This is a genomic window from Burkholderia sp. B21-005, from assembly GCF_020843965.1.
Taxonomy (GTDB): domain Bacteria; phylum Pseudomonadota; class Gammaproteobacteria; order Burkholderiales; family Burkholderiaceae; genus Burkholderia; species Burkholderia ambifaria.
This window is the reverse complement of record NZ_CP086301.1, coordinates 1,524,762-1,540,932: the sequence shown is the minus strand read 5'-3', so window position 1 is coordinate 1,540,932 and position 16,171 is coordinate 1,524,762. Positions and strand designations below refer to the sequence as shown.

General features: G+C 59.9%; 27 protein-coding genes. 3 read left to right on the top strand and 24 right to left on the bottom strand.

Annotated features, from left to right (window positions below):
* Position 1: 1 nt before the first annotated feature.
* From LMA02_RS07270 to LMA02_RS07255, 4 genes are all read right to left on the bottom strand, one after another.
* A complete protein-coding gene (locus tag LMA02_RS07270; protein WP_228907455.1) occupies positions 2–2,167 on the bottom strand; it encodes a phage terminase large subunit family protein in 2,166 nt (721 codons plus the stop codon).
* Entirely contained in the window at positions 2,103–2,696 is a 594-nt protein-coding gene (locus tag LMA02_RS07265) for a hypothetical protein (protein WP_228907454.1), read from the bottom strand. Before LMA02_RS07265 ends, LMA02_RS07270 begins: the two co-directional genes overlap by 65 nt.
* 175 nt (positions 2,697–2,871) lie before the next feature.
* Positions 2,872–3,549, bottom strand: a complete 678-nt coding sequence (locus tag LMA02_RS07260) for a hypothetical protein (protein ID WP_226151228.1) — start codon at positions 3,547–3,549, stop codon at positions 2,872–2,874.
* A gap of 7 nt (positions 3,550–3,556) precedes the next feature.
* The gene (locus LMA02_RS07255) at positions 3,557–3,901 is read right to left on the bottom strand and encodes a hypothetical protein (protein ID WP_228907453.1); all 345 of its coding nucleotides are present in this window, start codon (positions 3,899–3,901) and stop codon (positions 3,557–3,559) included.
* Positions 3,902–4,131: 230 nt separating this feature from the next.
* On the opposite strand from LMA02_RS07255, the gene LMA02_RS07250 reads away from it, so the two are divergent.
* The gene (locus tag LMA02_RS07250) at positions 4,132–4,416 is read left to right on the top strand and encodes a hypothetical protein (RefSeq protein WP_226151232.1); all 285 of its coding nucleotides are present in this window, start codon (positions 4,132–4,134) and stop codon (positions 4,414–4,416) included.
* 40 nt (positions 4,417–4,456) lie between these two features.
* On the opposite strand, the gene LMA02_RS07245 is transcribed toward LMA02_RS07250, so the two are convergent.
* The 20 genes from LMA02_RS07245 to LMA02_RS07150 all read right to left on the bottom strand — a co-directional run bounded on the left by LMA02_RS07245 (position 4,457) and on the right by LMA02_RS07150 (position 13,924).
* Positions 4,457–4,828, bottom strand: a complete 372-nt coding sequence (locus LMA02_RS07245; RefSeq protein WP_228907452.1) for a phage protein NinX family protein — start codon at positions 4,826–4,828, stop codon at positions 4,457–4,459.
* Positions 4,815–5,210: a phage protein NinX family protein gene (locus LMA02_RS07240; protein ID WP_228907451.1), complete on the bottom strand. Its 396-nt coding sequence runs from the start codon at positions 5,208–5,210 to the stop codon at positions 4,815–4,817. The genes LMA02_RS07245 and LMA02_RS07240 overlap by 14 nt, the downstream gene beginning before the upstream one ends.
* A 12-nt stretch (positions 5,211–5,222) precedes the next feature.
* A complete protein-coding gene (locus LMA02_RS07235) occupies positions 5,223–5,642 on the bottom strand; it encodes a type II toxin-antitoxin system HicB family antitoxin (RefSeq protein ID WP_324251287.1) in 420 nt (139 codons plus the stop codon).
* Between the two features lie 60 nt (positions 5,643–5,702).
* Positions 5,703–5,918, bottom strand: a complete 216-nt coding sequence (locus LMA02_RS07230) for a type II toxin-antitoxin system HicA family toxin (RefSeq protein WP_279607970.1) — start codon at positions 5,916–5,918, stop codon at positions 5,703–5,705.
* 91 nt (positions 5,919–6,009) lie between these two features.
* Positions 6,010–6,219: a hypothetical protein gene (locus tag LMA02_RS07225; protein WP_228907450.1), complete on the bottom strand. Its 210-nt coding sequence runs from the start codon at positions 6,217–6,219 to the stop codon at positions 6,010–6,012.
* Positions 6,220–6,508: 289 nt separating this feature from the next.
* Entirely contained in the window at positions 6,509–6,820 is a 312-nt protein-coding gene (locus LMA02_RS07220; RefSeq protein ID WP_228907449.1) for a DUF4406 domain-containing protein, read from the bottom strand.
* A complete protein-coding gene (locus tag LMA02_RS07215; protein ID WP_228907448.1) occupies positions 6,817–7,245 on the bottom strand; it encodes a hypothetical protein in 429 nt (142 codons plus the stop codon). Before LMA02_RS07215 ends, LMA02_RS07220 begins: the two co-directional genes overlap by 4 nt.
* Positions 7,229–7,501, bottom strand: a complete 273-nt coding sequence (locus LMA02_RS07210) for a hypothetical protein (RefSeq protein WP_228907447.1) — start codon at positions 7,499–7,501, stop codon at positions 7,229–7,231. Before LMA02_RS07210 ends, LMA02_RS07215 begins: the two co-directional genes overlap by 17 nt.
* Positions 7,501–7,737: a hypothetical protein gene (locus LMA02_RS07205; RefSeq protein ID WP_228907446.1), complete on the bottom strand. Its 237-nt coding sequence runs from the start codon at positions 7,735–7,737 to the stop codon at positions 7,501–7,503. The genes LMA02_RS07210 and LMA02_RS07205 overlap by 1 nt, the downstream gene beginning before the upstream one ends.
* Positions 7,734–8,036, bottom strand: a complete 303-nt coding sequence (locus tag LMA02_RS07200) for a hypothetical protein (protein WP_212116261.1) — start codon at positions 8,034–8,036, stop codon at positions 7,734–7,736. The genes LMA02_RS07205 and LMA02_RS07200 overlap by 4 nt, the downstream gene beginning before the upstream one ends.
* Before the next feature lie 2 nt (positions 8,037–8,038).
* The gene (locus LMA02_RS07195) at positions 8,039–8,488 is read right to left on the bottom strand and encodes a nuclease domain-containing protein (protein WP_228907445.1); all 450 of its coding nucleotides are present in this window, start codon (positions 8,486–8,488) and stop codon (positions 8,039–8,041) included.
* Positions 8,485–8,748: a hypothetical protein gene (locus LMA02_RS07190; protein ID WP_228907444.1), complete on the bottom strand. Its 264-nt coding sequence runs from the start codon at positions 8,746–8,748 to the stop codon at positions 8,485–8,487. The genes LMA02_RS07195 and LMA02_RS07190 overlap by 4 nt, the downstream gene beginning before the upstream one ends.
* The gene (locus tag LMA02_RS07185) at positions 8,745–9,086 is read right to left on the bottom strand and encodes a hypothetical protein (RefSeq protein ID WP_228907443.1); all 342 of its coding nucleotides are present in this window, start codon (positions 9,084–9,086) and stop codon (positions 8,745–8,747) included. The genes LMA02_RS07190 and LMA02_RS07185 overlap by 4 nt, the downstream gene beginning before the upstream one ends.
* A gap of 13 nt (positions 9,087–9,099) precedes the next feature.
* Positions 9,100–9,645 (bottom strand): DUF1064 domain-containing protein, encoded by a 546-nt coding sequence (locus LMA02_RS07180; RefSeq protein WP_228907442.1) that lies wholly within the window; start codon positions 9,643–9,645, stop codon positions 9,100–9,102.
* Complete coding sequence (locus tag LMA02_RS07175; protein WP_228907441.1) at positions 9,642–10,727, bottom strand: helix-turn-helix domain-containing protein; 1,086 nt, start codon at positions 10,725–10,727, stop codon at positions 9,642–9,644. The genes LMA02_RS07180 and LMA02_RS07175 overlap by 4 nt, the downstream gene beginning before the upstream one ends.
* Positions 10,724–11,569, bottom strand: a complete 846-nt coding sequence (locus tag LMA02_RS07170) for a ParB/RepB/Spo0J family partition protein (protein ID WP_228907440.1) — start codon at positions 11,567–11,569, stop codon at positions 10,724–10,726. Before LMA02_RS07170 ends, LMA02_RS07175 begins: the two co-directional genes overlap by 4 nt.
* A 317-nt stretch (positions 11,570–11,886) precedes the next feature.
* The gene (locus LMA02_RS07165; RefSeq protein WP_228907439.1) at positions 11,887–12,186 is read right to left on the bottom strand and encodes a hypothetical protein; all 300 of its coding nucleotides are present in this window, start codon (positions 12,184–12,186) and stop codon (positions 11,887–11,889) included.
* A gap of 294 nt (positions 12,187–12,480) precedes the next feature.
* Positions 12,481–12,855 (bottom strand): helix-turn-helix domain-containing protein, encoded by a 375-nt coding sequence (locus LMA02_RS07160; protein WP_175725139.1) that lies wholly within the window; start codon positions 12,853–12,855, stop codon positions 12,481–12,483.
* Positions 12,856–13,433: 578 nt separating this feature from the next.
* Positions 13,434–13,634: a ClpX C4-type zinc finger protein gene (locus LMA02_RS07155; RefSeq protein WP_228907438.1), complete on the bottom strand. Its 201-nt coding sequence runs from the start codon at positions 13,632–13,634 to the stop codon at positions 13,434–13,436.
* Positions 13,631–13,924 (bottom strand): transcriptional regulator, encoded by a 294-nt coding sequence (locus LMA02_RS07150; protein ID WP_228907437.1) that lies wholly within the window; start codon positions 13,922–13,924, stop codon positions 13,631–13,633. Before LMA02_RS07150 ends, LMA02_RS07155 begins: the two co-directional genes overlap by 4 nt.
* A gap of 81 nt (positions 13,925–14,005) precedes the next feature.
* On the opposite strand from LMA02_RS07150, the gene LMA02_RS07145 reads away from it, so the two are divergent.
* Entirely contained in the window at positions 14,006–14,458 is a 453-nt protein-coding gene (locus LMA02_RS07145) for a hypothetical protein (protein WP_228907436.1), read from the top strand.
* Positions 14,459–16,027: 1,569 nt separating this feature from the next.
* On the top strand, positions 16,028–16,159 hold the full coding sequence (locus tag LMA02_RS35245) for a hypothetical protein (RefSeq protein WP_267478975.1): 132 nt from the start codon (positions 16,028–16,030) through the stop codon (positions 16,157–16,159).
* The last annotated feature ends 12 nt before the right edge of the window (positions 16,160–16,171 follow it).

Sequence of the window (16,171 nt, the reverse complement as noted above, 5' to 3'; positions counted from 1 at the left end):
CCTAAGCGAGGCGATTCGTCAGCCTCTTCCTGACGGGTTTAACTTCGACCGACTGTGATGCCGCCGGCGTGACCTGCGCGACCGGCTGTTCGGGCGTTTGCTGCGGCACCCACGCCTGCTGCGAAGCGTCGTAATCCAGCGGCTGCGCAACCAGATCTGCACGGCGATTCAGCTTCAATCCCAGATGCGTCAGACCGCACAGTGCTGCGTAGGCATACACACGGCAGTCAAGCGCCTCGTTCGCTCGCCCCGACGGCAGCTCCCAGACGCGGTATTTCTGGCCGCCCGATACCTTCACGACGGATCGCTCCGACGTGAGCTGCTCGAAGTAGCCAATGTCTCGGTCGTTCGGGAAGTGCATGTAGCCCGGCCCAGCCTCTTCGACGTGCAGACGGTTTCGGATGGTGTCCTTCGCCGCATTCACACCTAGAATCACCGGCCGGAAAGACGCCTTTGTCTTCCGCGTCGGCTTCTTGATCGGCCAGATCGGATTGCGTTTTCCGCTGACTGCCGACTCACCCTTGATCGCCCAGACCTTGCGGCCTAGGCGAGCCTTCGAGAAGTCGTACACCTTTTGCGTGTGATGGCCGCCAGAGTCGATGCACACGGCCATCGCTTCGAACGGCCGCCCATCCGCGCGATGCCAGATGCGATTCAGCAGTGCGTCGAGGCGCTCCCACGGCTCGGGCGTTTCCATGTCACCCTCGATCACCTCGTAGGCAATCGACCAGCTCTCTTCGTTGCGGCCCCAACCGACAACTTCGACTTCGAACCGATAGTCCTGCGTATCGACACCGATCGTGATCACCGCGACGCCGTCGGGCACTTCTGCCGCCCAGCGTTCGCCACGCGCGACGAGCGCCTCGAGGCGCAACACCTTGCCTGAGTTCGGGCGATATGGCATGCCTGCCTGCGTGTTCCACCAGGTCTGCTTTTTTTCTTCGTCGCCTTCGGCCTTCAGCCACTTCGCCGCAATGTCAGACGGTCTATCCTTCTGCCATGGGCTATAGAGCTTGCTCGCCTGGAATCCGGCGTGCTCGTTATCGACCTTCCATTCGCCGCAGTCCGGACACTTGGCGCGATACACCGCGTGGCGATCGCTTTCCCACCAGTCCCATACTTCGGCGATGGCCGCATCCGAAGTCGCCTCGCGCGAGTCTTCCGGCCCGCGCCATGCTCGCTCGTAAGCGTCTAGCGGAACGTGCCGCGATCCGCAGCATTCGAACGGCCGCGTCTGATGCCAGCGTGCGGTTTGAAGCGCGCGCAGCCGGTCACCTTCTGACCAGATCTGACCGCATAATTCGCACGAGATGCGAGCCGTTTTCGGAAAGTGTTCAACAACGTTTCCGCTCTCATCGCGACGCTTGTCCCATTCGACGTGCTTGAAGAAGTCAGGGAACATCCGATGCCCGCAGTGCGGACATGCGATCGACGCACGACGTTGATCCGATTCCTTATAGCTAGCCTCGATCCGGCTCTCGTCCTCGACCGTCGGTGAGCATGCACGAATCGACAACCAGTTCACGCCGAATGTCGCCGTCCGCTCTTCGGCGAGGGCGATCGGCTCGCCTTCGCGCGTCACTGGGTACTTGTCGACCTCGTCCGCGAGGATGACGCGCACTGGTCGACGCGCAAGGTTGTCGGGGCTACCGGCACCCGCTAGCGCCAGAAAACCGCCAGGGAATGCCTTGAATAGAAGCGTCTCGTCCGCGTTTCGCGTCTTGCTCGTCCCTACGAGCTCACGCAGCACGGGCGTCACACGGATCAGCGGGCTAATCCGTTCCTTGCTGAACTGTTCTGCCGCATCCTCTTTCGGCTGCAGCAGCAGAATCGGGCACGGATCCAGGTGCGCGAAATACCCAAACACGTTCTCCAGGAGGGCCGTCTTGAGCAACTGCGTACTCACCATCGTCGTGACGATGTGCACACCAGGCTCGGTAACGGCGAGCATCGGACCGCGCGCCACCTCAACCGTCGACGTCTCCCAGTTACCCGACGTGCTCCCCGCTTCTTTCGCGAGCTTGCGGTATCTATCCGCCCATGCCGGGACGCTGATACGCGGTGGCGGCGTCCATGCACGGCGCACCGACGCGCGAAGCCGATTAGCCTTCTCGCTCGGAGAAATTGGCTTCCGGCTCGCCGAGTTGGGCAATTTGCTTGTGGACATGCGCGGTTAGGGTCTCGACAACTCGGTCGGCCTCGACGCCTAGTTCGGCTGCCAAGATCGGACCTACCCTTGTCGGCCAGTTAAGCCACGCATCGCGCTGCGCCCGGAACTCCTCAAAGAGGATTGCTGTTGCGGTATCCAGCTCGACGAGCGACCCGGACTTGCGTTCGTACTCGAGCTGAGCCATCAGCCCGAGATAGTTCTCTTTCAGGCAGCGCGCTTCGTCGAAATTCAGCAAGGCAACATTGCCAGCAAGAATTCGATTTACAGCGTCGGCAGCGCTTTCGCCGGCGTCGAGTGTTACCTCCTTAGCTGCCTGGGTAACAGATTTGCGTTTGTTACCTTTCGCCGTTTGGGTAACACCCTGGGTAACATCCGGAACTCCGTCACGGCGGTAGCGCTTGAGCAGTTTGTTCGAGGCTTCAACATTGACGACATCGCCCTCAAACACAAGCCAGCCGCGCTCCTTCCACTTCGTGACCGTCTTCCGGCTGACGCCGTGGAGTGCCGCGAACTCGCTCTGATTCATCGCGCGATCTGTTACCTGTTACCCAAATTTCAAAACTCAGCGCTGGTCGAAAATCGCAGTGCGCAGTGCCCGCGTGTTCGGAAGGGCGGCGGAAGGACCCGCTCGCGCCCCGACCCGGCCAGATTCGTCGCTTTTTTGCAACATTCGTTGATTTTCGTTGCGATTTCGCAACATTTCACAGCTTCGCGGTGGCAATTGCCTGATTCATCGCCACCTCGAACTCCCGCTCGAACGTGTCGTTCACGACCTCGAAAGCCCTCTCACCGAACTCGAGATGCTGCTTCACTGGGCGTGCATCGCCGAATCGAACGAGCAGTTTGAGATGCCCTCGTGGGCTGCCTTGGACGACCGATCCACGCTTGCCCTTCACCTTCGTCACACGGGCAGAGGGCGGACGGCGCCAGACGCCACCAATCGTCTCGCCCGATGATGTCTTGATATTGCCGATGAAGATGTCGGGACGGGCCTGCAACCGCTTGAGAGCTGTCTTACTGAAGTTGCCGTACTGGTTAAGCTGCGTCTTGTCTTTCGGGTTCAGCCATGTCCGTCCGGAGCCAAGCAGTTTATGGTTTCCGCCAAACTCGAATGGCTCTAGATACGCTGCGGCAATGTCCTTGATGAACACGCGCGCTTCGAGGTTGCTCTTGCGCGCACCTCGCACCGCGACCGAATTAACGGTAAAAGGGGTAGGCCTGTCGAATACTTCCGGCATCGCCTCTTTCTCGGCGGCTTGCGCGTTCTTCGCAAGCGCTGTCAGCGCATTGGCCGTCGCAAACGGCAATTGCCGCTTTTCCAGATCAGTCAGCGACTTCCGAATCTTCGCGATGTCGTCTGCAACACTGATCTTGAACACATGAGCCTCATCGCTTCAGCCACGCCGCAGGAAGCACATCATCGCTTTGCGGACCGTCGTACAGCGGAACATCGACCATCATTCGGGACGGCGCGCCAGGCGGGAATGCAGTGAGGCTCACGAGCGCGATTGCATTTTCCGGTAAGAGCGCAGGATCGACGGTCGCGTCGGCGATGATCGCTGCCACCTTGCGCCTTCCGTTCAGCCAGAGCGGGGAACGCACGAGCACCGATTCTGCCAGCAGGTCGTCGATGCTGAAATGCGGGGCGCTCGCCTCTGCCTTCTTCGGGGAACGCGCCATTTCAGCACCAGAAATAAAAACGCCCGGCAAACCGGGCGAAAAGTCGATCACTCGACAGGAGGAGACCCAACAGAGACGAAACGCCAATGCAAAAAGCCCGCTGACCTCTCGATCAGCGGGCTTTCTCAGGACGCATCTTCCCGGGAACGAACTATACGCCGGTTTTTTCGGGTTTACAACCCTTTTTTTTGGTAGCGCAAACCCTACAATCATTTTGCTGCGGAAACACGGCAGTGCAAGCGTGATCCGCCGCACATTCCTCACATTCCGCGGAGACCAACGTGGCCGTTTATTTCATTGGGTACGACCTGACCCGAAAGCAGTTCCAAAGCTATGAAAACCTGATCTCAGCGATCAAGGCTTACAAAACCTACTGGGGAAACCTCGACTCTACTTGGCTGATTGAGTCCACTCAGTCATGCAGCCAGATTCGAGACAATCTAAAGCAGCACATTCACAGTGACGACAGACTTCTAGTCATTCGAGTACAAAACGAAGCTGCTTGGACTGGAAGTTTCAGCGACACTGCTTCTGAATGGCTGAAGAACACGCTCGCCCGCGCCTAAGAGGCGCACGAGGATAATGCCATCCCGGGAAGTGCCGGCGCTACTCCGGCACTTCATCGCCAAACTTCGAAGCGACATAGGCACGCATGGCAGCGATCAGAAGCGTGTCGCCGGTTTGATAGGCGATGCACAGGTCTCTCATCCCAGCCTGCGGCCTATAGATGCCTGCCGCCCAGCCGCCATCGACCCTTTCGAATATCCCGAACGGAGTGTGATCGATGACGGGTCCGCCATCCTCCCAGTCAGTCGATGGCGACCAGTTGCTGAGTGAAGAACGAAACTCAACCTCACCACCATACCCGTAGTGTTCGACGACAGCGTTTTCAGGAGATGTCGAACCATGGGCGAGATTGCGCTCCGCGCGAGCGACCCAGTAGTCGAGCTGCGCGCCGCTCAAGTCAGCAACCTTCATCCGGCACCTCGTTTCCAAATTTGGATGCGACGTATGCGCGCATAGCGGCGACCAGTTGAGTGGGCCCCCGACTGCTCGCGTCTCCGTCCACCATGTCGCCTTCATAAGATGTCGCGTTCAGACATGCCGTCCAGCGCGTACCCTCCGAAAAATACGGATGCCTGTCGTGAAAGGTTTGGAAGAAACCAATTCGTTCACGCCCAATGATTGGGCCTCCCAGCATCCAACTCTCAGACGGATTGAATTTGAAAATATCGTCGCGGATGCACGCGTCCTCGACGACCTCCGGCGCAAAGCGGACAGAAAGACGTTCCGCTTCGATACCTTCAGCCCTAGCCACCCAGTAATCAAGCAATACGCCAGTCAGGTCAGATACCTTCATTGCATTGTTCCTTTATGCGGTGACCGACAACTCGAGATGCCGCCCGATCGCCTCAAATGCCGCGGCGATCGTGTCGATCTTCGTCGTATGCCCGAGATCCATAATCCGATTGACGTCCTGCGGCCGTGTTCCCAAGCGACGTGCGAGCTCTGATGGCGTGACACCCTGCTCCAACATCGCATTCAACAGCAACACCTTTGCTGAAACGCTCGCCGGCAGCGAGATCAACTCCTCTCCCTTTTTTGCCTTTGACGGCGCGGGAACAGGGCGTCGATCCTCAAAATAGAAGTCCATCGACGTCAACAGAGCGTCGGCGGCCATCTCTCGCGCTTCCTCGACGGTCTTGCCGCCCGTGAGCGCCTCGGGGATGTCGCGGAACGACACCATAAACCCATCCTCGTCAGGCTCGATCAGGGCTGGATAACGCAACATAGTGATTCTCCATTGTGCTTGGCGGACGGTGCGCGGAAAGCCCCTTTCGGGGCCTCCCTCCTACTTCAGTTTGAGCTGCTTCAAAATCTTCTTCCTGAGACCTTCCCCGATTTCGTGCCCCGGGTGTCTGGGAAGTGCGGTTTGCTCGCCGTTGAGGTAGACCTTCGTGTGTTTCGCTCCTTCTTTGAAGATCGCCCCTTGGTCGGCTAACCACTTCTTGAACTCACTCTGTTTCACCGTCCCTCCGTGTTGTGACCATGGAGATACTTTAAACATTTTTGCTTACTTCGGCAAGCATTTTCTTAAACTTTTTTGCTTACTGCGCCGCCTCGCACCGCCGGGCCCTTAAGATCGTCAGCCCTGATCGTTACTTGCGGATGCCGGGCGCAGCGACGAATAGTCCTAGACGCTCAGCGTATTCATTCAATTCGAGGATCATCTTCGGCAGCGGCTCGCAGGTCGGCGGGACGCGCGAGTAGTCCAAGTTCGCTCTCCCCCACTGGTTCAGTGCATAGGCTTCGAGATCTGACTCTGGCGTAATACTGAGCGTGCCGTCAGCGAGAATGGTCGTCTTCATGTTTTTGCCTCGCTAGGTTTGGATACATCGACCGGGACGAAATGACGTCCCCGCGGCCCGCATCGGTCGAAAATTACAGCGAACAGATGTGTGGTGTACCGCTGATTCCCCACACCAGCTCGATCGGTGTATCGGACCGGCTCCCCGGAAATGAGGCTCGTTCGGTCCATCGTGCTCGGATGCAAGCAAAGCGCCATGCCGGGCTGATGAATCACGACCGGCGCGCGCCCATCCTTCGGCGCCGGCGGCCGCATATTCCGGTCGTAGTATTGGCAGTTGATGCAGAGTTTCATGCCGCCACCCCGTCGACGATGTCGACCGCACGAAACACGACGTGACCCAGCGTCAGCGCGATTGTGTACTCGAGCTGTGCGCCGCGAGACGTCTGCCAACCCTCCAGCATGGCGATCGCATCGCAGTCGACCAAATGCTTAATGTCGATGCGCATGCACTCCAGCCAGCCTGCCGACGAATCGGCATTCAGTTCTGCCGGATTGACGACTTCATATCCGAGGGCGCGGAGACGAGCCGCTTCCGCGTGGAATGCCGGGAAATTCAGGTGAGGGTGTCCCGTCATCGGGCCAGCGACATAGATCTTCATGCAACCTCCCCGACCTTCACCAGCCCCTTGATAAGGAACATCGGCAGCAACGCCGCCTTCGCTGCCTGATACGTGGCGTGCTGATCGCCGGCCCGAACGCTGCTCCAGACATCACGGCCGCATTCCTTGTTGCGCATGCTCACGGAGATCGCCGCGCGTTGCTCGACCGCCAGCAAATCGACGCAGAGCTGCACCTGCTCCGACTGCCGATCATCGGCCCATTGATAGGCGTTCTCGTCGTCTTCTTCGTCGGTCGTCGGCGTCACATAGCCGCGGCAGGTCCGGTCCTCCGGTCGGTAGAAGTGCGACAGGGTCTCCGCATGCGACTGGCGGATCTGCCAGCGGTACCAGGTCAGCAGGCGTTCTTCGATTTGTTGGCTCTGATCGGGCGTCATGGTCTTCCTGTCGTCAATTTTGATTTTCATCGAGTTTCTGCGCGGCTCGGTACTTGGCATAGGGCCCGCGAACGTACTGATCGAATCTGGCTCTCGCGCGCGAATCATGGTCGAGCTGCGCGCGGCTCTCTATGCAGCATCGAGCCCGAATGAAATCAGCGGCATCGACCGGCGTGTTGGCCGGCTGACCGCTCACGCGCATCCAGTCAAGGAATGTCGGATCATTCGCCCAGCGTCCGGCAAGGTTCGCCAGCGGGCCGCCCTTCGGTCGTTGGAGCGCGCTCATCACGGCATCACCCGGAAAGGGATGCCCCAATACAGCATCCAGTCGATGAGCGACTCACGCAGCTCAACGCCCCGGGGAAACGAAAATTCGATTTCTCCGTTGTCCGCTTCGCGTCCGACCACCGGGCAACCCGTGAACGCAATCAGCCGGCCGCCAGCATCATCAACGCGGCTCGCCGCGATCGCGCGCAGCGGCTCGGGCACCGATGACAGTTCGATGCATGCAACCTCGCTCACTCGTCACCTCCTACGTTCCATTCGAGATCGCCGCTCGCAATGAACGGCGCCAGAGTCTTCGAATTCCAATTCACTGGCACTTCAACGGGATATGTCCCATCCGGATTCCATGCATGCGGTGCGGCCTGGTCGCGGTACTGTTCCGGCACGATGACGTCGGCATAGATCCATGCCGGCGCCGGCTTCGCGGGAGTTCCCCGGCGAACCGGGCCGCGCAGTCGAACAGCACGGCATTCAAACGTCACCCAGTTCGCACGGTAGTGGCGCCAGTGGCGCACGGCCGGCAGGGACATCTTCACGACTAGTCGCACACTTCCTCCATCAACCCCATCTTTCGAGCCCGCGCCGGCTCCCACTCTTCGAATGCTCGATCCCACACGTCGAACTTCACCTGCTTGGGCGTGCCGAGTCGGTTCTGGTCGAGCCATGCGTGACACGCGCCGCACCCGGGAACTGTGAATTCGTTTTTCGCCTTCATCGCGCCAGCCTTCCCGTGCCGCGCCTGGTTCGAATGGCACGGCACGACGGTGTCATCGAGCGGATTGAGCCGGCAGACGCCCGGCACGCGCAAATAGCAGGGCTCGCCGCGGCATACCGCGAGATACTTCGAGCCTTCGGCGACCGTCGGCCGCTTCGCGCTCCGCTTCATCGCAGCCTTTCGCGGCGCCTGCTGCGGTAACGGTGAGCTTTTACGGGACCATGATCCGCGCGACATCGGTGTTTTGCGCGGGCCGAAACCAGACCGCTTCATTCATCCTCCAAGAGGCAAGCGCCACCGAAAGCTTCGGCGACGGCATCAGCGGGAGAGGCATCGGAGTTTTCCCACCATCCGTCATATAGGTAGCCACCGTCCGAATGCCTCACTTGGATGTACCAAGCGCCGTCACGCAGATCTGTGCTGCGTCGAACCCATATATGGTTTCCGCGCCAATACCCCGATACCTCGACGCCGTCGTGCTCGACATTGACGCCCTCTTGAATGAGCCGCTCCATCGGTGTCATGGCATTCATGCCGAGACTCGCCCGATTTCGACCATCGCGCGCATGGCGGGAATGAGGGCGCCAAAGCCCTCGTCAATACGGACCGCCCGCAGGAATGCGGGATCGGGCCGTCGCGCGTTAGCGCTCGACGGCGGGAACGGCTTACCGGTGAGGCACATGGGGAATCCGTCCTTTCGACGATGACCGCGCTTGATATAGCCCTCGGCAATTAGCTTGCGCAGCGGGTTCTTGATCGCCTCGAATGTCTTGTCGAGGCTTTCCGCGACCTGGTTTGCCGTCATGTTCGGCGTCTGCGCGAGGGACTCGCAGATCAGGCGCGCCGTGTGACCCATCATCCGTTCAGCCATTTGATTTCGCCCCTTACTTGATCTCGACGATCTGCAGGCCACGCACGGCCATCAGATGCCTCTTGATTCGGTATTCCCGAGTGACCATGCCCTTGACGTCCTCGATCACGGTCTTGCCATCACGCTCGTAGACGAAGTCCGCGATGTAGCGGAGTGCAGGCTTCTTGCGACCGTCGATCACAACCGCGTCAGCCAGCACAAACACGACCTGACGCTCGAGCTCGGAGATCTCGCCGGCCGCGAGCTGGCGCGACAGTTCAATCCAGCGATCGCGCTCGCGGCGGCTGTCGAACTTGATACCGTCGTGTTCGCACGCCTGGTTCCGGTATTTCGATTCCTTCTTCGGCTTCTGCATGGACAGCGGGACCGGCCGGCCAGCATCGACGCCATCAGCGATGTCATCGAAGCCGGCAGCGACCTGCGGCCGGTTCCCGGTTGTGTCGAAGATCGCCTTCTGGGCGGCCGTCATCTTCGGACGTGAGTCGTCGCGCACGCGCGCCGTGCCGACTGTCTTGGTTCCAGCGTCGATCCGCATCGGCCAGGAGGTTCGCTTTGTCACGCGGCCTCCGTCTGCGCAACCTGCTCGCGCGGGATGTCGTTGAAGTAGGCGTACAGGGCCTCGTAGCGCTCCTCGCTTTCACGGCTGACCGTGCGGAGCAGCTCTTCCATCCATTCACCCGGGCCCGCCAGCTTGCAGACCTTCGCCTTGTACTGCTCGAAGTACTGGAACTTCGCTCGGTCGACACCAAGCTGCGCGCCACGGGCCAGATAGCCGCTCTCCGATTTCCACCAGTCAGCAGGAGCCGAGGGGATGCCTGCGGCGCCCTGTTGTGCGTCCTTCACCGGGAACAGTCCCGTCCAACCACGAAGCACGGCTTCGTCGATGCATGCGACCGGATCGTGACCGAGCTCGCGGAGCTTCGCTAGACGACGAATCGAGACCTTCGCAGCCGGACGCGTCCACGGCGCCGACTTGTCTCGGGCCTTCGCTTCGCGGTGTTCGCACCAATCGACCCATGCGTCTGCCGTCAGCCAGTCGGGCAGTTCGAGTTCACGCAGCTCGGAATGCAACGCAACTCGCGGCGCACGCCGCGCGGGTTGGTCGTTGCCTTTCAGTTCCTCTGGTAGTTCCTTGGTAGTTCCGTGTCCCAAATTTGGGACCGTTTCGGCGGAAATTTGGGACTGTTTCGACGGAAAAACGGGACCGTTGCCATCCAAATTCGGAACTGTTCCGTTTTCGGAACTATTCCGTTTCTGGGTGTGTTTAACGGTTCCGTTTTCGGAACTGTTCCGGATTTGGGTTTGTTTGGATTGGGGCGGCCCGATCTCGACGACCTTGCCATCGCGATTGGTCATCTGCACTTTCGGGGCGCCGACCGGGCTCGTCATCTGGTAGACGATTACCTGACCGGTTCGGCCGGTACGCTCGCCGGTATCTTCGAGATAGCCCAGCTCCTTCAGGCGCTTGATGTTCGCGAGAATCGTCTTGCGGTCCTGCTCGATGAACTGCTCGATCGCGTCCATACTCGCCCACACGCGAAAATCCTCACCGGCGAAGTCGGCGAGCGCGATCAGAACGGCCTTCGGCGACCCTTTGCCGACGCGTTGTGCGCGGACCCAAAATGTAGCGGTGACGCTCATGCTGCCTCGTCGATCGACAATTGGCGCGGATCGACTGCCGCTCCGTCTTGAGCCCCGGCGTCCAAGCCGAGCACCCAACGCAGCGCGTCAGCGCGCTCGCCAGTGGCCTGCGCGAGCTCGGCAGCAATCTGCTTGCGCGTACGCATGCGCGGGGCAGCATCGCCCGTCAGCGCGGCCTTCTGCGCGCGTGCCTTGGCATGGCCTTCCTTGCCGTCGGCAGCCGCGATCACTGCCGCGACCTTCTCGCGCTGCTGCTCCGGGGTCAGCTTCGCCAGCTTCAGCGCATGCGATACCGTGATCTGGTCGGCTTCGAGCGCGTCGCGCACGGCAGCCGTGCAATCGAGCAGGCGCAGCGATGCCGCGACCGTCGGCGGCTCGATACGAAACTCGGCGGCGATCTGCTCGTCGTCGTACCCGAGATCGCGCAGGCGCTGCATCTTTTCGGCACGGTTGATCGGGCTGTCGTGCTCGCGATGTTCGTTCGTCGCGACCATCATCCCGGCGAGTTCCGATTTTTTCCCGCGCTTGGGGAGCGCCGGCACCATCACCGGCGCCTCCCCAGCTTCGCGCAGGCGACGGTTTGCCTCACGCGCTGCGATTACGCGGCGCCGGCCGTCGACGACGATCACATCGCCCGTTTCCGGATCCTTGTGCACGAGGATCGTCTCGAGCACGCCGCGATGACGGATATTCCGAACCATTGCTTCATCGAAAGGCAGGAGCGCGCGCCGATCGAACAGCGGGTGTGCCGGGTCCGTGATGAGCGTCAGCGCGTCCGGATCGAAGAACAGGACGTTGCTCTTGCCGGCCGCGCCGTACGCGTCGATGGAATTCTTTGCCACGTTTCCTCCAGGAGGGAGATTCAGGCCGCTACAGCGTCAGGCAGCGGATTGCGATCCGCGAAATCGGGATCGCCAGGTGATCGGATTGAGCCGTCGGCCCGGTGCCAGCAGTACAGAGAGCCGCGGCGATGCCAGAACCAGTAGCCGGCGCAGGTGCACGCCATGAGTCGCGTGTTGCGCTTCTGCATCCATGAATCGATTCGGAAATCGCGTCGACCGCAGACGTTGCACTGCGGCTGCCGGGCGTACTCTGGGGGGGCTTCTTCAGAACCCGGCGCGCCTCACAGTGCCGGCATCGGCAATGGAATCGCGCCATGTCACGCCACCGGCAGGCCGAGCAATTCTTGTGACTTGCCCGTGGCAGTGCGCTTCCGCGAGCCACGCTTCGCCAGGCGGCCAGCGTCGAGTAGTTCACGTGCGCGGCCGCACACGCTTGAAAGTTTGAGATTCGTCCGCGCCGAGATGTCCTCGCGGGTGAGCAGGACCATGGGCGAATCGAAGCAGTCCATCACCATCTTCTGCTTGGCCGTGAGTTCGGCCAGCGGGATGGAATGGAAGCTGTCTTGCTGCGTCTCGCTGACGCGGTGCCCGGTGCGGGCGCTGAAAAAATCGTCCACTGGCATCTCCTTGCGGTCTCTACCGCGTAGGACTACTAAATCGGATCAGAAGAGCTCGCGCGCGAACGCTTGTGATCGAATTCAGTACGCCGGCCGGAGCCGGCGTGCCTTACTGCTTCGTTGCCTGACTTGCCAGAAGAAACAGACGTCCAGCTATCGCAAACGCCTGCATCGTCTCCACGTTTTTCTTTGTGCCTTTCTCCAACTCCTGTAGCAGTGCGTTTCGGTCATTCCCCACCCGTCGCCGGGCATCCTCTACGGCCTTCCGGCCAATCCGAAGCGCCTGTTCCTCGGTCATTTCATAGTGGCCCTCTGCTGAATCACTTCCTCCATCAACGTCAGCATCGCCATGCGCGCGAGATACTGCGACACAGCGCGGTTGCCGACGACCCGTTCAAAGTCCGCGATCAGCCTCGCAGGCAAGTCCTGCCGCGCCTTCCCGTGTCGATCAACCGGGTCGCGGTTGAGCATGTTCGAAAGGTGCGATGCAGGAACCTCCAGGCGCTCAGCCAGCGTTCTTTGCGTCATGCCGCGCTCGACTCGCTGCTTCCACGCGAGGCGCACGGCATCACGGAAGGAACGACATTCCGCGATCGATTCTTGCGGCACAAACTCAGCCTGCTCCGCACGGGCGCCGCTTGCAGGCTGGTGGTGAGGCTGTAAGAGCATTCAGACTCCATAGGAAAAAACAACCGGGTTACCACTGGAATTACGACTCGGGTGAGGCGCAAAATTTTTTGCATCACCCAACCAACTAGATGCGAACCACCGCCATGCGAGAATTGAAGCCTCTGACCTCTTCAACCACCACACAACGGGGCTCGCATGACCGTCGCTACACAAGATCAATTCACGAAACAGCATCTGTTCGTGCTTCAGGTCAGAATCAAACCGCTTCCGACCAATCCGCAAGCACGCCTGCTAGAAACAGGGGTTGCACACGGCCTTACGTTCTCGTCGAACCCATCAACTGCTGTCACGTCATTCGTTCGACATCTGCGCGAGTATCACTGGGACGTACTCAAAGTCCTCGTCTGCCAGGCGACGGCCCCGGAACAAGCGTATGGGCATCCGCCACTCGAGCGACTTCTAGCCGTCGCTTTGCAACGCGGCGTAGCCGCCGAAGTCGTGCCTGCTGCGTTCTCGTCAGATCCTGGCCAAGCATCGTGAGAATGGAGAGCATCGAAAGCTCCAATGCCCTCGAGTACGACGCACAAACACCAACCAACTCGGGTGGTGGCTGCATATCACTCCCCCTCCTTTCGATCCGACGTTCCGGCCGGAGGCTGAACATCGGATGGGTTGCGGGGTTTGGCAATGACCTCGGCACAAATCGCCACGCACTCATCGCAGATCGCCACGTTCGACGGTCCCGTGACGATATGAGCAACATCGTCCTCGGTTCGATTGCAGAAATTGCAGACCCATTTCGAAAGAGTGATCTTCACGCTCCCTCCTTTCGATCCGGAACGCCACCCGGAGGCTGCACGTCGTCGGAGGCGTCTACACGTCCCGACAGATCGGACAACTCCGGCCAGATCAGTTGCCAGTCGTTCGGCCGGAGCTCTCGACGGCTGACTTCTCCCGCCGTGATGCGCTCAATAACCACGCACTTGTCAATGGCAATCGGCCGCCGGCCAGTGAGCCACTGATAGATCAGTCCTTGGCTTACGCCCAGTTGCTGGGCGAATGCGGCTTGGGTGATCTTCCGCGACGAGAGATAAGTTGAGAGATCCATGCACCGATACTAGCTACGCTATTACATCTTGTCAATAGCAGGGCTAGTTGAGGCGAGTAATAGCATTGCTACACTTCAGCCATGTCAGATAACCGCAAACCCGACGAGAAGGAAGTTCCTCCCTGGCAGGCCGAGGAGGCGGCAGCATTGGCCAAGCTCTTCGAAGAGAGGAGCGACCTGTCGCAAGGGGAGTTTGGCGCTCGATATGGGATCGGCACGCAGGGAATGGTTTGGCAATACCTAAATGGCCGACGCCCCCTAAATATCGCCGCAGCGACCGCTTTTTCGATCGGTCTGGGGGTCAAGATCCCGTCGTTCAGCCCGAGGCTCGCTCTAGATATAGAGCGGGCATATTCACGGGTCGTCAACAGCATCCAGCAGGAACTTAGCGAGCCGGCAGCCAAAGTCGTCGAGGCTGTTTACAGGGCCGACCAGGCCGGTGAACCTGAAACGACCTTCAGGTTGATGCTTCGTATGCTTCCGAATTCGGAAGAGCCGTTTGATATGGATGAGGATCCGCGCCGATCGGGGTAAGGCTGCCATCCCGAAGCACAGCACGAGTTCTATTCATTACGATGCCTGTGGTTACTCCGGGCGCCTCAATTCCGCTCCCAGATAGCTCGACGAGCCAGTCATATGCGGCGTCGGAGCTGCGCTCTATCACGCGCACCAACAATCCAAGCCGTTCCGGCACACGACAGCTCGTCACAATCGCCAAGTCCCCGGGCCTGCAGCGCAGGCGCTTCATCGCTTCTTGTTTCATCCGCTGCCCTCGTCTTCGTCAGCGCCAAATACCTGTATGCATGTACAGTAGTGTAGCGCCAGAATTGGGGGCTTTCAACAGGCTTTGGCTTCTCGGCCGCAACTAATTTCTACGAAGGTCCGGATTTAGGCCGTCCAAAACGACAAGTTGACGCAAAATGTCCTCTCCGGCTTTCCCATTGCACGACGCGCGCCATGCACTTCGGAACGTCGACATTTCATTGGTAGTCAGCATCCCGCCAGGCGAGTTCAGGACGGCGTAGCCCCGATTCATGCCACCGTAACCGTTTCGCGCGCGAAACTGGTAACACACGGCTCCCTCACCGACCAAAACAGCCGATTCGAGATGGAAGCTATCGGGATCTCGCATGGAGGCGGCGATCCTTCTGTATGCGACATATGCTGCCGAAACGCGTTGGCTATGCACGCGGTCGGTCACCGCTTTTGCTGGATCGATAATCGTCACATCGGCGGCTGACATAGGCTCGGACGCAAACTTCCATGCTAGGTAGCCGAGGAATGCGAGCACGCCGACCGCGCCTCGAATTGCCCATCTATCGCTTATCACCGCCCCTCCTCCCTCATCTCTTGTGGTCGCAACGAGCACCAGAATAGCAGCGCCGGCCCATACCTGCGTTCCGTGATGGGTAATACCGCCAAATCCAACATGCACATCAGGCCGGTCATCCTGATGTTACAAATTTCCACGCGCTCGACTAGCTCCGCTATTGCAATTTACAAATAGCGCCGCTATTATTCATTCCAACGCAGCACAGATCGCTGCGCCACCGCCCCGGCGGATCGCTCTCTAACCCTGGCGGCAGATGAATAGGTGCTCAGCACCCAGCCCTTGGCCTCGTGCGGCTGAATGTAAAAGCGCGAGAAATGGCGGCCTGATGAGCTGCTACCGCATTGCGGCGCCCAGCGATGAGTGGCGTGGTAACCCGTCGCACCGTCCCTGCTCCGGAGCTGGCCCGGCCAGGTGTTGCCGGACAGGGACGTAAAACAATGCTCTCAAGAGCGCGCATTCGGACGCGGATCCTCCGCATTCATCCACCGAGCAGCAGCGCACGCAGCACCCCGAGTGCGCGCCCTTGAGAGTTCGACTGTTCTGATCGAATGGCATTGCCTCGCACAGTGCCATTCCTTGAGCGCAGTCAGGCGGCTCGACGCAGTTCAGACACCAATTAATTTCGGAGTACGAATCTGTGAGCACATTCCTGATTGGCTTCGGCCTGGGAGTTTTTTCCGCTGCACTTCTGCTCGTCGTCGTCCTCGATCTCAGGAAAGTGCCGACGCGCCGGCAGCGCCACTGACCACGCAACCACGAAGGGGAACGAGATGTACACGATCAAGCAGGAAGAACCGGAAGGCTGGGAAAAGGCCTTCGCGATCTACTTCGCAGGAAAGCGCGTTACCCATTGCAGCTACCGCGACACGGCCCAGCACTGGATAGCCGATCACATCGCATAACAACTGCGCCCG

Bases quoted from the DNA above. Each gene is read 5' to 3' on its own strand.
- LMA02_RS07215 (WP_228907448.1), bottom strand. From the start codon at position 7,245: ATGAAAATCAAAATTGACGACAGGAAGACCATGACGCCCGATCAGAGC.
- LMA02_RS07160 (WP_175725139.1), bottom strand. From the start codon at position 12,855: ATGCTCTTACAGCCTCACCACCAGCCTGCAAGCGGCGCCCGTGCGGAG.
- LMA02_RS07195 (WP_228907445.1), bottom strand. From the start codon at position 8,488: ATGAAGCGGTCTGGTTTCGGCCCGCGCAAAACACCGATGTCGCGCGGA.
- LMA02_RS07270 (WP_228907455.1), bottom strand. From the start codon at position 2,167: ATGTCCACAAGCAAATTGCCCAACTCGGCGAGCCGGAAGCCAATTTCT.
- LMA02_RS35245 (WP_267478975.1), top strand. From the start codon at position 16,028: ATGTACACGATCAAGCAGGAAGAACCGGAAGGCTGGGAAAAGGCCTTC.
- LMA02_RS07240 (WP_228907451.1), bottom strand. From the start codon at position 5,210: ATGAAGGTATCTGACCTGACTGGCGTATTGCTTGATTACTGGGTGGCT.
- LMA02_RS07220 (WP_228907449.1), bottom strand. From the start codon at position 6,820: ATGAAGATCTATGTCGCTGGCCCGATGACGGGACACCCTCACCTGAAT.
- LMA02_RS07185 (WP_228907443.1), bottom strand. From the start codon at position 9,086: ATGGCTGAACGGATGATGGGTCACACGGCGCGCCTGATCTGCGAGTCC.
- LMA02_RS07190 (WP_228907444.1), bottom strand. From the start codon at position 8,748: ATGAATGCCATGACACCGATGGAGCGGCTCATTCAAGAGGGCGTCAAT.
- LMA02_RS07245 (WP_228907452.1), bottom strand. From the start codon at position 4,828: ATGAAGGTTGCTGACTTGAGCGGCGCGCAGCTCGACTACTGGGTCGCT.
- LMA02_RS07230 (WP_279607970.1), bottom strand. From the start codon at position 5,918: ATGTTTAAAGTATCTCCATGGTCACAACACGGAGGGACGGTGAAACAG.
- LMA02_RS07225 (WP_228907450.1), bottom strand. From the start codon at position 6,219: ATGAAGACGACCATTCTCGCTGACGGCACGCTCAGTATTACGCCAGAG.
- LMA02_RS07210 (WP_228907447.1), bottom strand. From the start codon at position 7,501: ATGAGCGCGCTCCAACGACCGAAGGGCGGCCCGCTGGCGAACCTTGCC.
- LMA02_RS07145 (WP_228907436.1), top strand. From the start codon at position 14,006: ATGTCAGATAACCGCAAACCCGACGAGAAGGAAGTTCCTCCCTGGCAG.
- LMA02_RS07150 (WP_228907437.1), bottom strand. From the start codon at position 13,924: ATGGATCTCTCAACTTATCTCTCGTCGCGGAAGATCACCCAAGCCGCA.
- LMA02_RS07235 (WP_324251287.1), bottom strand. From the start codon at position 5,642: ATGTTGCGTTATCCAGCCCTGATCGAGCCTGACGAGGATGGGTTTATG.
- LMA02_RS07265 (WP_228907454.1), bottom strand. From the start codon at position 2,696: ATGAATCAGAGCGAGTTCGCGGCACTCCACGGCGTCAGCCGGAAGACG.
- LMA02_RS07175 (WP_228907441.1), bottom strand. From the start codon at position 10,727: ATGAGCGTCACCGCTACATTTTGGGTCCGCGCACAACGCGTCGGCAAA.